Source organism: Aeromonas sp. R7-2, assembly GCF_040908105.1.
GTDB classification, from domain to species: domain Bacteria; phylum Pseudomonadota; class Gammaproteobacteria; order Enterobacterales; family Aeromonadaceae; genus Aeromonas; species Aeromonas caviae.
On sequence record NZ_JBFODC010000020.1, the window covers coordinates 188,108 to 202,522 of the forward strand.

Here is a 14,415-nt window from a genome sequence, read left to right on the forward strand (position 1 = left end):
ACCTCCCGGCACACTGAGACCGGGCTATTGTACTAGGCAGGTCGCCAGCGGCCAGTGATCGAGGCAAATTTTGCTGCCATCACCACCACAACGTGCGGAAAGTACTGGGTTTTCGCCGGGGAAGTAACGGGTCGACAAGCTCTGGCGCCCGCCATCGACGAAGCACTCCAGACTGGAGCGGTCACACAAGACGGTGATCTTGCCCCCAAGCCAGGGGGCGCTTCGCTCCTCCCACTCCCCGCTCTGCCAGTTCTGGCGACGCAGGACAAGACGCCCCGGCTGCCACACCAGCTCGACCACGGCCCCGAACCCGATGCGCCCTTCACCGCACAGCGCCAGATCGAGCCAGGCCGAGTCGATGGCCAGGGCAGGCAGCTCATCCGGCGCCCCCTCGAAGCGGGTCTGCTCCCCTTTCAGGGCGCCCAGCTCTGCCACCGGCCGCTGGCAGAGCCACTCATCCTGCCAGAACAGCTCCCGCGGGCAGCTCATCTGGTGGATCCAGCCGTGCTCGAGAGTGGGCTGGCTCATCTCGTTCTCCTCCGGCAAGCCCAGCCAGCCGAACAGCAGGCGCCGCCCCTGGCTATCCTGGGTAGTCTGGGGGGCATAGAACTCGAATCCCCGGTCCAGTTCATGGAAAGCCCCGTGGGCGAAATGCGTCCCGTCGAAGTCACCCGCCAGCCAGCCGCACTGGTAGAGGTTGCGATAATCCTCTCCCTGCGGGGCAATCCCCTGCGGGCAGCTGATCAGCACATGGCGATCTCCCAGGGGGAAGAGGTCCGGGCACTCCCACATGTAGCCAAACTCCCCGAGACCGCCGCGCCCGCTGCCGGCGATGGAACCCACCAGCGTCCAGGCATCCAGGGTATCACCGCGATAGAGCAGCACCTCACCCCGATCGTCCAGGGTACGAGCCCCCAGCACCATCAGCCACTGCCGACCGTCGTGCCACACCTTGGGGTCGCGCACATGGCCGCTGTAGCCTGCGGGTAGATCCAGCACAGGGCCCAGCTTCTCGAAGCCCCCCGCACCGTCGGCGCGGGCCAGACACTGGTAGGCGGTGCGGCTGCCGTCCGGGTATTTGACGTTGCCGGTGTAGATAAGGGTCAGACGCCCCTGCTCATCGCTCACCGCCGAGCCCGAATAGCAGCCGTGGCTCTCATAGGCCTCGGTGGGCAGCAGCGCCACCGGCTCGTGCTGCCAGTGCAGCAGATCGGTGGAGGTGACATGCCCCCAGCCCTTGTTGCGGTGCTCGCAACCGAGCGGGTTCCACTGGTAGAAAAGATGGTAGTGCCCGTCGTGCTCGATGAAGCCGTTGGGATCGTTGAGCAGCCCCACCGGGGCTGCCAGATGCCAGCGGGGCCGATGGGGATCGGCCGCCGCCTTGAGCTGTCCGGCCAGCAGGGACCGGACAACCTGGTTCAGGAGATGGCTTTCCTTCATCACTCCACCTTGTACTTGAGCAGGTAGGAGGCGACGAAAGCGGCGCCAAAGGCGATCACCAGACCGATGACGTAGTGGATGAGGCTCATGGGCTGGACGATGGCCATGCCCGGGATGCCGGTCAGGCCCACCGCCGTCATGCCGACCTTGGCCGCCACCACGTAGGCGCCGCCGCAGGCCCCGCCGAACAGACCGGCCAGGAAGGGCTTGATGTAGCGCAGGTTGACCCCGAAGATCGCCGCCTCGGTGATGCCGAGCAGGCAGGACATGGCCGCCGGCACCGTGATGGCCTTGATCTTCACGTCCCGGGTCTTGAAGTAGACCGCGAGGCAAGCCCCGCCCTGGGCCACGTTGGCCATGGCCCAGATGGGCAGCAGGAAGTTGACGCCGATGGCAGGGTTGGCCAGCAGCCCCGCCTCGATGGCGTGGAAGCTGTGGTGGATGCCGGTGATGACGATAAGGGAATAAGTCCCGCCAAACACCAGCCCCGCCAGCCAGCCTGCCTGCTCATAGAGGGCGCTCAGACCGAACGAGATGCCATCCCCCAGCACCCGACCGGCGGGGCCGATGAAGAGCAGCGCCACGAAGCCGGTGATGATGACGGTCAAAAACGGGGTGAGGATGAGATCCAGGGCGTCAGGGATGCGCTTGCGCAGCTGCTTCTCCAGGTGGGACATGAACCAGACCGCCAGGAGCACCGGGAAGACGGTGCCCTGGTAGCCGATCATGGCGACATCCAGGCCGAAGAAATCCATGGTCTTGAAGCCCCCGGCCACGCCCCAGGCGTTGGTCAGGGCCGGGTGGGTGAGGATGCCGCCCAGCGTCGCCCCGAGGTACGGATTGCCGCCAAATTCCCGCGCCGCCGTAAAACCGATGAGGATCGGCAGGATGATGAAGGCTGCCGAGCTGAACATGTCGAGCATGACGAACAGGGCGCTGTCGGCGTTGACCCAGCCGTAGGTGCGCACCATGCCGAGCAGCCCCATCAGCAGGCCGGAGGCGACGATGGCCGGAATGATGGGTACAAAGATGTTGGAGAGGGTCCGCGCCAGACGCTGGGCCACGTTGAGCTTGGCCGTCGCCATGTCGGTCAGCTCCGCCTTGCTGGCGGTGCCGGTCCCGGTCAGGGTGACGAACTCCGCATAGACCTTGTTGACCAGGCCGGTGCCGAAAATGACCTGGATCTGGCCGGCGTTGCTGAAGCACCCCTTGACCCCCTCCAGCTTGTCGATGGCGGCCTTGTTCACCTTGCTGTCGTCCGCCAGCACCAGCCGCAGCCGGGTGGCGCAGTGGGCGGCGCTGACGATGTTCTCCCTGCCCCCGAGCAGGGGCACCAGATCCTGGGCTATCGCACTGATATTCATATTCTTCCTCTTATGACCCGCCACGCTGGCGGGCCCTTGTCACATGAGAGTAGGGGCTGTCGAGCCGGGCTTCTAGCCGCAGATCAACAGCCGTCTGCGCCTGATCGCAAAAATTCATCCAGCCGGGTGCGGGTGGGCAGTGCCGTCATCGCCCCCTTGGCGGTGGTGGCGAGCGCCCCGCAGCCGTGGGCCTGAGCCAGAATGGCGGGCAGCTCGGCCAGCGTCGGCAGCGAGGTCCGTTCGGCCAAGGCCGCCAGCAGCCCGGCGACAAAGGCGTCCCCCGCCCCCGTGGTATCGAGTGGCGTCACTTTGGGCCCCACCCACTCCAGCAACTCGCCACCCAGACGGGCCACCACGCCCCCCGCCCCCCGGGTCACCAGCACCAGTGCCGGGCCTGAAAGAGTGGCAAGCCCCGCCGCCAGATCGTCCAGACCGCTCAGCAGTTGCAGCTCCTCCACCGAGAGCTTGACCACGTCTGCGAGGGCCATGGCCTCGCGCACCACGGGCAGCATCTCGGCAGGGTTGCCCCACACCTCTGGCCTCAGGTTGGGGTCGAAGCAGACCCGCCCCCCGACGGCACGGATGGTCGCCATGGCTTGCAGGCAACTGCTGCGCACCGGCTCGTTGGCGAGCGCAATGGAGCAGGTCAGCAGCCACTGCCCGGCCTGGAAAACCGGCAGATCGGCGGGGCTCAGGAACTGATCGGCGCTCGGGCGCACCATGAAGGTGAAACTGCGCTCCCCTGCCTCATCGAGATCCACCAGCACCGTGCTGGTGCGATGGGCCGGATCCTGGATCAGGTGGCGAATGTCGACCCCCTCCCTGGCCAGAGTCTCCCCCATGAAGCGGCCGAAGGGATCCGCGCCGACCCGGCCAATGAAGGCCGACTCCCCGCCGAGCCGGGCAACGCCTACCGCCACGTTGGCCGGTGCACCACCCGGACACTTGAGGTAGTGCTGCTCCCCTTCCGGGATCAAGTCCACTACCGCATCCCCCATTACCCACACACGATTCGTCACCTTGTTGCTACTCCACTGCTGCACAGGATTTGCCGGGGTCAGCCCCGGGTTCTGGGTCCGCATTATCAGCTAAACCGTTTTAGCTAACCAACAGATCCCGGGGCCGCCTGCCATTTTTGTGATCGGGATAACGAACTAGAACCAGGTTTCCATCTGCACGCCGAAGTTCCACTCGCCCCCGGCGGTGAAGTTGCTCTGGCCCATGGCATCGGAGCTGGCGTAGTTGTCGAGCTCGGAGGACCAGTCCATCCAGGTGGCGAACACCCGAAGCTCGGGCCGCTCGAAGAAGCCGGCGGTCTGCGCCTTGAAAGTCGGCGCGAAGGTAAGCTTGGTGAAATCGCCGCTCACCGCCTGACGACCCTTGTAGCCCTTGGGATCGAGGTCCATGTACTGCCAGGTCGCCTCGTAGACCAGCTCGACGTTCTGGCTCAGCACCTGGGCCAGGCGGCCATTGAGGGTCACCCAGCGGTACTCGTCCCCCTTCACGTAACGATCCTGGCTGTGCTCGGCCAGCAGGGCCGGGGCGACACGCCAGCGAGGGGCAAGATCGGTGGCGCCAAACACGGCGACCCGCACCGCATCGGCATCCGGCAGCAGCTCGCTGTCGGAGCCCAGCCCCTTGAGCTCGGCACCCAGACCGTGGCCATACAGCACCGCCGCCTTGGAGAAACCGGGGTTGATGCCAAAGAAGCTGTCGGCGTGGTAGGCCACCAGGGTGTGGGCCCCCTTGTTCGCCGCTTCGCTGCCCGCGCCGCCGTCATTGATGCGCGCCTCGTTGTCCTTGGCGGAGAGGCCGTTCAGCATCCACTGCCAGTTGCCAACGCGGTTGTTCATGGTGAGGATGTAGCTCTCGATGTCGGAGAGACCGCTCGCGCTGATGTCGCCGTAGTCGCGCCCGTAGAGGGAGAAGTTTGCCTTCCAGCTGTCGGCCATCTGCACGTCGTAGACGCCACCGCCGGTGCCGGCCAGGAAGACCACGTCCGAGTCGAGCCAGTGGATGTCGAAGTTGTCCCGGTCAAAGCGCTTGCCCGCCCAGAGCACCGAGTGCTGGAAAGGACCGCTGAAGCTCGCCAGATCGCCGATTTCGGCAAACACCTGGCGGGTGTTGAGGCTGGAATCGCTGGCGGTCCAGTCGTTGCTGGTCTCCACCCCGTCCGCCAGCATCAGCTTGTAGCGGGCCCAGCTGCCATCATCGAAGGTCTGGGTCTTCAGCAGGTTGGCCTCCATGTAGGTGTCATCCTCGTTACCAAGGCGACCCACGGCGCCGCCCACCGAGCCGGCCGGGGTGATGTAGGGGCCGCCGCGGCCACCGTTGCCGTTGCCGTTCACCAGCAGGCCCGAGCGGGCATAGCCGTGGAACTCGAAGCCCTGGGCACCGGCAGTCTGCTTGTCCACCTTCTCGCTCTGGGCCTTGGCCACGGCGGCGGTCTCGCGGGCTTCGCTCGCCTTGCTCTGGGCCTCATCGGCCCGCGCTTCGGCAGCGGTGGCGCGCGCCTCGGCTGCCTGCACCCGCGCCTCCAGCGCCGCCAGCCTGGCTTCGATACCACCATCCGCCGCCCACAGCGGGCTGCTCATTCCCAATCCCAGCGCCACGGCCAGCGCCAACTTGCTCTTGAACATCGTCATCGTCCTCACCTGTCTTCTGTCGCCCGTCCGGGCTCTGTTGTTGTTGACGAGCCGAGGATAGCTAAACCGCTTTAGCTAACTCAATATGCCAGCTAAACCGTTTCAGCAGGAGTGTGAGCGGGATAACATTTGTACAGGAGGAATTGGTGGAAGTTGTGAGGAGGATCCCTCATCGGGATCCACTCAATAAGGGGGGATCCAGGCCAGATGGCGGGCAAAAAAAAGCCGGCACATCCGTGCCGGCTTGGGTAACGCGGGTCGCGTTTATTTGGTCAGGTCGTCGAAGAAGCGTTTCACCCCTTCGAAGAAGCCTTCGGATTTCGGCTTGTGAGTCTTGGCAGCGGCGCCGCTGAAGGAGTCGTCCAGCTGGCGCAGCAGATCTTTCTGGGTCTCGGTCAGCTTGACCGGAGTCTCGATCACCACCTTGCACATCAGATCCCCCACCTGGCCGGAGCGCACGGATTTGACGCCCTTGCCCCGCAGGCGGAACAGCTTGCCGGTCTGGGTCTCCGGGGTCACCTTGAGCTTGACCCGGCCATCCAGGGTCGGCACTTCAATCTCGCCGCCGAGCGCTGCGGTGGTGAAGCTGATGGGCACTTCGCAGTAGAGGTCGTTGCCGTCACGGACGAAGATCTCGTGCTCGCGCACGTGAACCTGTACGTACAGATCCCCCGCCGATGCGCCGGTTTCCCCCGCTTCCCCTTCGCCGGAGAGACGGATGCGATCCCCGGTATCGACCCCGGCCGGGATCTTGACCGACAGGGTCTTGGTCTTCTGGTAGCGCCCTTCCCCATGGCACTTGCGGCACGGATCCTTGATGATCTTGCCGCGACCGTGACAGTGGGGGCAAGGCTGCTGCACCGCGAAGAAGCCCTGGCGCATCTGCACCTGGCCGGAGCCGTGGCAGGTGGGGCAGGTCTGGGCCTGGCTGCCGGTATGGGCACCGGAGCCGTTGCAGACTTCGCAGTGGACCTGGGTCGGGATCTTGATCTCCTTGGAGACCCCGCGCACCGCCTCTTCCAGCGTCAGCTCCATGTTGTAGCGCAGATCGGCACCACGGGCCGGGCCGCGACGACCGCCCCCGCGACCACCGAAGATGTCGCCAAACACGTCGCCGAAGATGTCGCCGAAATCGGCACCACCGCCAAAGCCGCCGTGGCCGCCACCCTGGCTCGGATCCACCCCGGCATGACCGTACTGGTCATAACGGGCACGCAGGTTCTCGTCGGTCAGGACCTCGTAGGCTTCCTTGACCTCTTTGAACTTCTCTTCAGCCCCGGCATCACCCTGGTTGCGATCCGGGTGATACTTCATGGCCAGACGCTTGTACGCCTTCTTGATCTCGCGCTCGTCGGCACCTTTCGATACCCCGAGCACTTCGTAGAAATCGCGCTTCGACATACTCATCCTGTTGCTATATCAGCAGTTACGCAGACGGGCGTTGGTTACCCAACGCCCGTAAATTCATTGACGAATCTGCTCACACTCTTACTACGAAGCCGTGATCAAGGCTCATGTGCAGCTCGCTTGTTTGTAACCAAGAGTGCTCATGTATTCACATACACTCCGGTTCCTGCGCTGCTCTTTACCTTGCTGACGGCCTCTCGCGACAGACCGTGAACAGATTCTGAGCCGATGGGCGAAGCGGACTTCACCCATCCGGGTCGGGCTTACTTCTTGTCGTCTTTCACTTCTTCGAACTCGGCGTCGACCACGTCGTCGTCAGCCTTGGCAGAAGAGGAGGACTGACCGGCGTCAGCACCGGCGGCGCCTTGCGCCTGAGCCTGCTGCTGGGCAATTTCCATCAGCTTCTGGGACGCTTCCAGCAGCGCTTGCTGCTTGGCTTCGATGGCAGCCTTGTCGTCACCCTTGATGGCGGATTCCAGCTCGCTCAGGGCAGTCTCGATCTTGGTCTTCTCGTCGGCAGGCAGGGCTTCACCGGCTTCGGTGACCTGCTTGCGCACGGAGTGGACCAGACCGTCAGCCTGGTTGCGGGCCTGCACCAGCTCTTCGAACTTCTTGTCCTCGGCCGCGTTGGCTTCGGCTTCGCGTACCATGCGTTCGATCTCGTCATCAGACAGACCGGAAGAGGCCTGGATGGTGATCTTCTGCTCCTTGTTGGTCTCCTTGTCTTTCGCGGAGACGTGCAGGATGCCGTTGGCGTCGATGTCGAAGGTCACTTCGATCTGCGGCAGACCGCGCGGTGCCGGACGGATGCCTTCCAGGTTGAACTGGCCCAGGGACTTGTTGTCGCTGGCGCGCTTGCGCTCACCCTGCAGCACGTGAATGGTCACGGCAGACTGGTTGTCTTCGGCGGTGGAGAACACCTGGGACTTCTTGGTCGGAATGGTGGTGTTCTTCTCGATGAGCGCGGTCATCACGCTGCCCATGGTTTCGATCCCCAGGGAGAGCGGAGTCACGTCCAGCAGCAGTACGTCTGTCTTGTCACCGGACAGTACGGCACCCTGGATGGCAGCACCCATGGCCACGGCTTCGTCCGGGTTGACGTCTTTGCGCGGCTCTTTGCCGAAGAAGTCGGCCACGGTCTTCTGAACCAGCGGCATACGGGTCTGACCGCCCACCAGGATGACGTCGTCGATCTCGCCAACCGCCAGACCGGAGTCTTTCAGGGCGACACGAACCGGCTCCAGGGAGTCTTTCACCATGTCTTCCACCAGGGATTCCAGCTTGGCGCGGGTCACCTTAATGTTCATGTGCTTCGGACCGGTGGCATCTGCTGTGATGTACGGCAGGTTGACGTCGGTCTGCTGGGCAGAAGAGAGCTCGATCTTGGCTTTTTCGGCGGCGTCTTTCAGACGCTGCAGGGCCAGCTGGTCGTTGCGCAGGTCGATGCCCTGCTCGCGCTTGAACTCGTCAACCAGGTAGTTGATGACGCGGTTGTCGAAGTCTTCACCACCCAGGTGGGTGTTACCATTGGTTGCCAGCACTTCGAAGGTGGTCTCGCCTTCGACTTCGTCGATCTCGATGATGGAGATATCGAAGGTACCGCCCCCTAAGTCATACACGGCAACCTTGCGCTCACCCTTGACCTTGTTGACGCCGTAGGCGAAAGCCGCGGCAGTCGGTTCGTTGATGATGCGTTTTACATCCAGACCGGCGATGCGACCGGCATCCTTGGTGGCCTGACGCTGAGCGTCGTTGAAGTAGGCCGGTACTGTGATGACCGCTTCGGTCACCGGCTCGCCCAGGTAGTCCTCGGCGGTCTTCTTCATCTTTTTCAGCACTTCGGCAGAGATCTGCGGCGGTGCCATTTTCTTGCCTTTTACTTCAACCCAGGCGTCACCGTTGTCGGCCTTGGCGATGGCGTAAGGCATGATTTTCAGGTCACGTTGTACTTCGTCATCTTCGAAACGACGGCCGATCAGACGCTTGATGGCGAACAGCGTGTTCTTCGGGTTGGTGATGGCTTGGCGCTTGGCCGGCTGACCAACCAGGATTTCGCCGTCATCGGCATAGGCAATGATGGACGGAGTAGTACGGTCGCCTTCCGCGTTCTCGATCACGCGAGCATGGTCGCCATCCAGAATAGCGACGCAGGAGTTGGTAGTACCCAGGTCAATACCGATGATTTTACCCATTTGACGAATCTCCAAATACTTTGAATAAACTGGCGAGGGGCTCGCCTTGATACGTTAACGGCTAGGTGGGGCCTGCCACTGTGGCTTTCAAGCTCCCGGCATCAAATTTTTTGTGCCGCCGTGGCCTTGCAACCTATATGGGGTCTCAAGTCGGCGCTTCAAGTCCGGCCCTGAAAAAACCTGCATACAGGCCACCTGACAGCCAAATGACGCCAGACACGTTTTCTGGCGCCACATCCAACAAAAAGCCCGCCAAGCGGCGGGCTTGGTGAGAACAGCGTGATCAGTCAGCGGACTTGGAGACCATCACCATGGCCGGACGGATGACGCGGCCGTTGAGCTCGTAGCCCTTCTGCATCACGGCGATGACGGTGTTCGGCGCCACGTCGGCACTGGGCACCATGCTCATGGCCTGGTGGGCATTGGGGTCGAACGGCTGGTTGGTCGGGTCCAGCGCCACCAGGCCAAACTTGGCCACGCCGCTCTGCATGGATTTCAGGGTCAGCTCGACCCCTTCAATCATCGGCTTGAGGGTGTCGTTCTCCTTGTCCGCCAGCTCGATGGCGCGCTCCAGGTTGTCCAGCACCGGCAAGAGCTCTGCGGCGAACTTCTCCAGTGCAAACTTGTGGGCTTTCTCCACGTCCTGAGCGGCACGGCGACGCAGGTTCTCCATCTCGGCAACGGCGCGAATGGCGCGCTCGCGCTCTTCCAGGGAGGCCTGCTGGGCCGCCTCCAGCTGGGCCTCCAGCTCGGCGATGCGGGCCTGTTCGGCTGTCACTTCACTGTCTACATCGGTCGGCTCGACTGGCTGGGCTTCCACTTGCTCCATCGCTTCAACCTTTTGTTCTTCGTGGCTCATGACATCTCCAATATTCAGGGGTTGCGTGTGAGGGTGGCTGGCGTTCAGACAAGCGACACGCGCCAGCAGACCCTGTGTTGGCGCTATTATGGGGACACAGCCCCGGCTTTCAAGGGGAAAAGGGCAGATCGGGCACAATGGCGCCCATCCGCGTGCCAGGCAGCCCCTTTTCGGGGCCGATTGCACCAACCGCCACGGAGGCAGACAAATCCCCGGCAAAGCGCGGTATACTCCCCCCAAGACTCCCCCAGACCCGATAACCTATGGATTCTCCGTTCAAAACCGTTGCCCTCATCGGCAAGCCCCATCACGAGGGGGCCAACCAGACCCTGACCGGCCTGTATCAGTTCCTGACCAGCCGTGGCTTTCGCGTGCTGCTGGAGAGCCGGGTGGCCCATACCCTGGGGCTGTTCGGGGAGAACGTGATGGATCTGGTGCAGCTCGGCGAGCAGGCGGATCTCGCCATCGTCGTCGGCGGTGACGGCAACATGCTGGGGGCCGCCCGGGTGCTGTCACGGTTCGATGTGGCGGTGATCGGGGTGAACCGGGGCAACCTCGGCTTCCTGACCGATCTCTCGCCCCAGGATTATCTGCTGCCCCTGGAGCAGGTGCTCTCGGGTCACTTCAAGAGCGAGCATCGCTTCCTGCTGGAGGCCGCCGTCTATCGCCACGGGGAGCGCAAGTCGAGCAACCTCGCGGTCAACGAGGCGGTGCTTCACCCGGGTAAGATCGCCCACATGATCGAATTCGAGGTCTACATCGACGGCAGCTTCATGTACAGCCAGCGCTCGGACGGCATCATAGTGGCGACACCCACCGGCTCCACCGCCTACTCCCTGTCGGCAGGGGGCGCCATTCTCACCCCCAAACTCAACGCCATCACGCTGGTGCCCATGTTCCCGCACACCCTGAGCAGCCGCCCCATCGTGCTGGATGCGGACAGCGAAGTGCGGCTGCTGGTCTCGCCAGACAACCAGGACGACGCCATGCAAGTGAGCTGCGACGGCCAGGTCACCCTGGCGGTCCACCCGGGGGACGAGATCCTCATCAAGAAGAGCAGCCACAAGCTGCATCTGGTGCATCCGCTGGATTACAGCTACTTCCACGTGCTGCGCAACAAGCTCGGTTGGGGCAGCAAGCTCTTCTAGCCAGGCAACACCGGTGGCGAGGGTCTACCCCTCGCTGCTTTCGACCAGCCGAAGCAGTGCCGGCTCGAATGCCAGATGCACCCCGTTTCTCCCCGCTTCCTTCACCCGGTACATGGCAGCATCGGCTTTTGTCAGCATCAGTGCCAGGTCAGCCTCGGCACTGGCGCACACGACCCCCATGCTCACCGTAACCCCCTCGCACGGCAGGCAGGCCCCCTGCCGGGAGCCCGTCTCTATCTGACGGCGGATCCGGTCACAGATGTCGCGGGCCATCTGGCCGCTCACGCCCCCCATGATGATGGCGAACTCCTCGCCACCGATGCGCCCCACCAGATCATCCTTGCGTACCTCGGCCACCAGCACCCCGGCCACATAGCGAATGACCTCATCCCCGCAGCCGTGACCAAACTGGTCGTTGACCCGCTTGAAGTGATCGATGTCCAGGACCACCACGCAGCGCGTCTGGCCAGGCGTAGCCCCCTCTCCCTGCCTGAAGAGGCCGCGCCGATTGAGCACCCCGGTGAGGGGATCCCGCTCCGAGAACGCCAGCAATGCCTCCTCCGTCTCCACATAGGCCACCAGAGGCAGCAGCAACACCGAGCCGATGGTCAGCACCATGTGCATGAAGAAGATGAGATCGAGCCAACCTCCGCCCCCAATCCGCTCTTCGACTCCCAGCAAGAGCAGCCCCCCCTGACTCAGCAGGATGGTGAAATGCAGCAGGTAAATGAGCGCCACCACATGGAGCACCCGCTTCTGTTGCCGGCCGAGAGAGACGATGAGGCAGGCGCACCACAGGTACAAAATCGACTCCATCAGTGCCAGCACAATGCGCACGGGGGCGAGGCTGGACAATCCCAGATAGAGCAGCAGCAACACCGCCACGCCTCCCCCCACGGCACGGGGATGCCATGCGCGCTCGTAAAGCGCACAAAAACCGGCGAGCAACAGCAGGATGCTCATGAGCGAGACCAGGCCGCCGACCCGGATGCCCAGCGCCGGATACCCTCCCAATACCCCCAGACTGAGCAGCAGGATGGAGAGGGAGAAGAGAAAAGCGGAGAGGGACCAGTACAGAAAGTTGCCTCGACCCGGCTTCAGGGAGTGGATGAACAGCATGATCAGCCCCGACATCAGGTTGATTGCCAGGGAGATCAGCAGCAGGGTCGGGGTATGGATCATCGTGACGCATCCTTGCGAAGAGGTCTGTGCACAGCCCAGGCTCAACCAGGACTGTTTCGAGTGTGTCTCAGCCAGCCACTCACCACAAGAGAGCGCCTCAAGGTGGCTTCTCGCATCGCCTAGCCCATGCCAGGTACGCAGGTTGATTTTGCAGGCCATCGGCTCGTCGTCATTCCCATGCCGCGGCCCTGACATCCTTGCCCTCCCCCTGTTTCGCAAAAATCCTCCCTGCCCACTTTACTGTATATAAGACCAGTATATACTGGATGCATACACAGTAATGTTGACCCATACAGGATGAGACCATGCTGACCCAGCTGACCGTCAACAACTTCGCCATCGTCAAGTTTCTCGAGCTCGATCTGCAACCGGGGATGACCTGCATCACCGGGGAGACCGGGGCGGGCAAATCCATCGCCATCGATGCTCTGGGGCTGTGCCTGGGGGAGCGCGCCGAAGCCAGCATGGTGCGCCCGGGCAGCGACAAGACCGAGGTGAGTGCCCGCTTCCTGCTGGAGGGTAATCCTGCCGCCCGGGCCTGGCTCGCCACCAACGAGCTTGAAAATGACGGTGAGTGCATCGTCCGGCGGGTACTGTCCGCCGAGGGGCGCTCTCGCAGCTATATCAACGGGGTTCCCGTCCCCCTCGCCCAGCTCAGGAACCTGGGTCAGTTGCTGGTCAACGTCCACGGTCAGCACGCTCACCAGATGCTGCTCAAACCCGATTACCAGCTCGCCCTGCTGGACGGCTACGCCGGTCATCATCTGCTCCTCGACGATGTGCGCCGCCACTACCAACAGTGGCGCCAGTTGCAAAACGAGCTCAACCGGCTCAAGGCCGAGCAGCAGCAGCGGGAAGCCCGCCGTCAACTCATCGAATACCAGGTGCAGGAGCTGGACGAATTTGCCCTTCAGCCGGGAGAGTTTGAAGAGATTGAAGAGGAGCATCAGCGGCTCGCCAATGGCACCGATCTGATGCAGGAGTGCGGGTATTGCCTCGATCTGCTCTATGACAATGAAGAGACCACCATCGCCGGGCTGCTGCAGACGGCGGTGGACAGAGCCGAGACCCTGGTCGGCATGGACAGCCGGCTTGGCAACGTGCTCGGCATGCTCAACGAAGCCCTGATCGGCGTACAGGAGAGCCACAGCGAGCTGCGCAGCTATCTCGACCGGCTGGAACTGGATCCAGAGCGCTTCAACGAGCTGGAGAGCCGCCTCTCCAAGGCCATCAACCTGGCACGCAAGCACCATGTCAAACCGGCGGAGCTGGCCCACTACCATCAGGAGCTGGCCGCCGATCTGGCCCGCCTCAACTCCGACGAAGAGCGACTCGAGGGGATGGAGGACGAGCTGGCCTCGGCCCGCCAGGCCTTCGTGCAGGCCGCCGAGGCCCTGAGCCAGAGCCGCCAGCGCTATGCCGAGGAGCTGGGCACGAAGGTAAGCGCCAGCATGCACGAACTGGCGATGCCCGATGGCCGCTTCGCCATCGAGGTGCGACCCGATGCCCAGAGCAGCCTCTCGCCCCTTGGCATCGATCGGGTGGAGTTCATGGTCACCACCAACCCGGGTCAGCCCATCCAACCCCTTGGCAAGGTGGCTTCCGGCGGCGAGCTGTCGCGTATCAGCCTCGCCATCGTGGTGATCAGTGCACGCAAGATCTCCACCCCGACCCTTATCTTCGACGAAGTGGATGTGGGGATCAGCGGCCCGACCGCCGCCGTAGTGGGTCGCCTGTTGCGCCAGCTCGGCGAATCCACCCAGGTGATGGTGGTCACCCACCTGCCCCAGGTGGCAGGCAAGGGTCACCAGCACATGGTGGTGAGCAAACACACCGACGGCAAGACAACGGAAACCCAGATGCAGGCACTCACCCCGGGCGCCCGGCTCAACGAACTGGCCCGCCTGTTGGGGGGCGATCAGATCACCGACAACACCCTGGCCAACGCCCGTGAGTTGCTCGCAAGCTGACCACGGGGCGGGCGGGACATCCTCCCGTCCATGTCGGCCCTTTCAGATTGACCGAGTCATCATCGCGGTGGCCAGTTGAAGCCTCTTGCCGACGGCGCCGGCCTGGTTGACCGATGCCGTGAGCCGCAAGAAAGAACGAGGGGCTGCCCTGGCTAATCCGCGGCACGTGTCTTGATGCTCAGTCTGAGTCTGTCAGACTGGTCATCAC

Annotated in this window: 10 protein-coding genes; 2 read left to right on the top strand and 8 right to left on the bottom strand. The window is 63.3% G+C overall.

Going from position 1 to position 14,415, the window contains the following annotated elements:
• Nucleotides 1-24: 24 nt before the first annotated feature.
• The 7 genes from AB5Y47_RS06260 to grpE form a co-directional block, all read right to left on the bottom strand.
• Nucleotides 25-1,440: a glycoside hydrolase family 32 protein gene (locus AB5Y47_RS06260; RefSeq protein WP_368220020.1), complete on the bottom strand. Its 1,416-nt coding sequence runs from the start codon at nt 1,438-1,440 to the stop codon at nt 25-27.
• Nucleotides 1,440-2,804, bottom strand: a complete 1,365-nt coding sequence (locus tag AB5Y47_RS06265) for a sucrose-specific PTS transporter subunit IIBC (RefSeq protein WP_368220021.1) — start codon at nt 2,802-2,804, stop codon at nt 1,440-1,442. Before AB5Y47_RS06265 ends, AB5Y47_RS06260 begins: the two co-directional genes overlap by 1 nt.
• Nucleotides 2,805-2,887: 83 nt before the next feature.
• Complete coding sequence (locus tag AB5Y47_RS06270) at nt 2,888-3,847, bottom strand: aminoimidazole riboside kinase (RefSeq protein ID WP_080767827.1); 960 nt, start codon at nt 3,845-3,847, stop codon at nt 2,888-2,890.
• 111 nt (nt 3,848-3,958) lie between these two features.
• Nucleotides 3,959-5,449: a carbohydrate porin gene (locus AB5Y47_RS06275; protein ID WP_368220022.1), complete on the bottom strand. Its 1,491-nt coding sequence runs from the start codon at nt 5,447-5,449 to the stop codon at nt 3,959-3,961.
• A gap of 264 nt (nt 5,450-5,713) precedes the next feature.
• Nucleotides 5,714-6,850, bottom strand: a complete 1,137-nt coding sequence (gene dnaJ / locus AB5Y47_RS06280; protein ID WP_010673647.1) for a molecular chaperone DnaJ — start codon at nt 6,848-6,850, stop codon at nt 5,714-5,716.
• Nucleotides 6,851-7,119: 269 nt separating this feature from the next.
• Nucleotides 7,120-9,048: a molecular chaperone DnaK gene (gene dnaK / locus AB5Y47_RS06285; RefSeq protein ID WP_010673646.1), complete on the bottom strand. Its 1,929-nt coding sequence runs from the start codon at nt 9,046-9,048 to the stop codon at nt 7,120-7,122.
• 283 nt (nt 9,049-9,331) lie between these two features.
• Complete coding sequence (grpE, locus tag AB5Y47_RS06290) at nt 9,332-9,907, bottom strand: nucleotide exchange factor GrpE (RefSeq protein WP_029314044.1); 576 nt, start codon at nt 9,905-9,907, stop codon at nt 9,332-9,334.
• Between the two features lie 263 nt (nt 9,908-10,170).
• Between grpE and nadK the strand changes: the two genes are divergently transcribed.
• Nucleotides 10,171-11,055 carry an NAD(+) kinase gene (gene nadK, locus AB5Y47_RS06295; RefSeq protein WP_368220023.1) on the top strand — a complete coding sequence of 295 codons (885 nt, stop codon included), beginning with the start codon at nt 10,171-10,173 and terminating at the stop codon, nt 11,053-11,055.
• Nucleotides 11,056-11,079: 24 nt separating this feature from the next.
• On the opposite strand, the gene AB5Y47_RS06300 is transcribed toward nadK, so the two are convergent.
• Complete coding sequence (locus AB5Y47_RS06300) at nt 11,080-12,237, bottom strand: diguanylate cyclase (RefSeq protein ID WP_368220024.1); 1,158 nt, start codon at nt 12,235-12,237, stop codon at nt 11,080-11,082.
• A 305-nt stretch (nt 12,238-12,542) separates the two neighbouring features.
• Between AB5Y47_RS06300 and recN the strand changes: the two genes are divergently transcribed.
• A complete protein-coding gene (gene recN / locus AB5Y47_RS06305; protein ID WP_368220025.1) occupies nt 12,543-14,207 on the top strand; it encodes a DNA repair protein RecN in 1,665 nt (554 codons plus the stop codon).
• Nucleotides 14,208-14,415 lie beyond the last annotated feature (208 nt).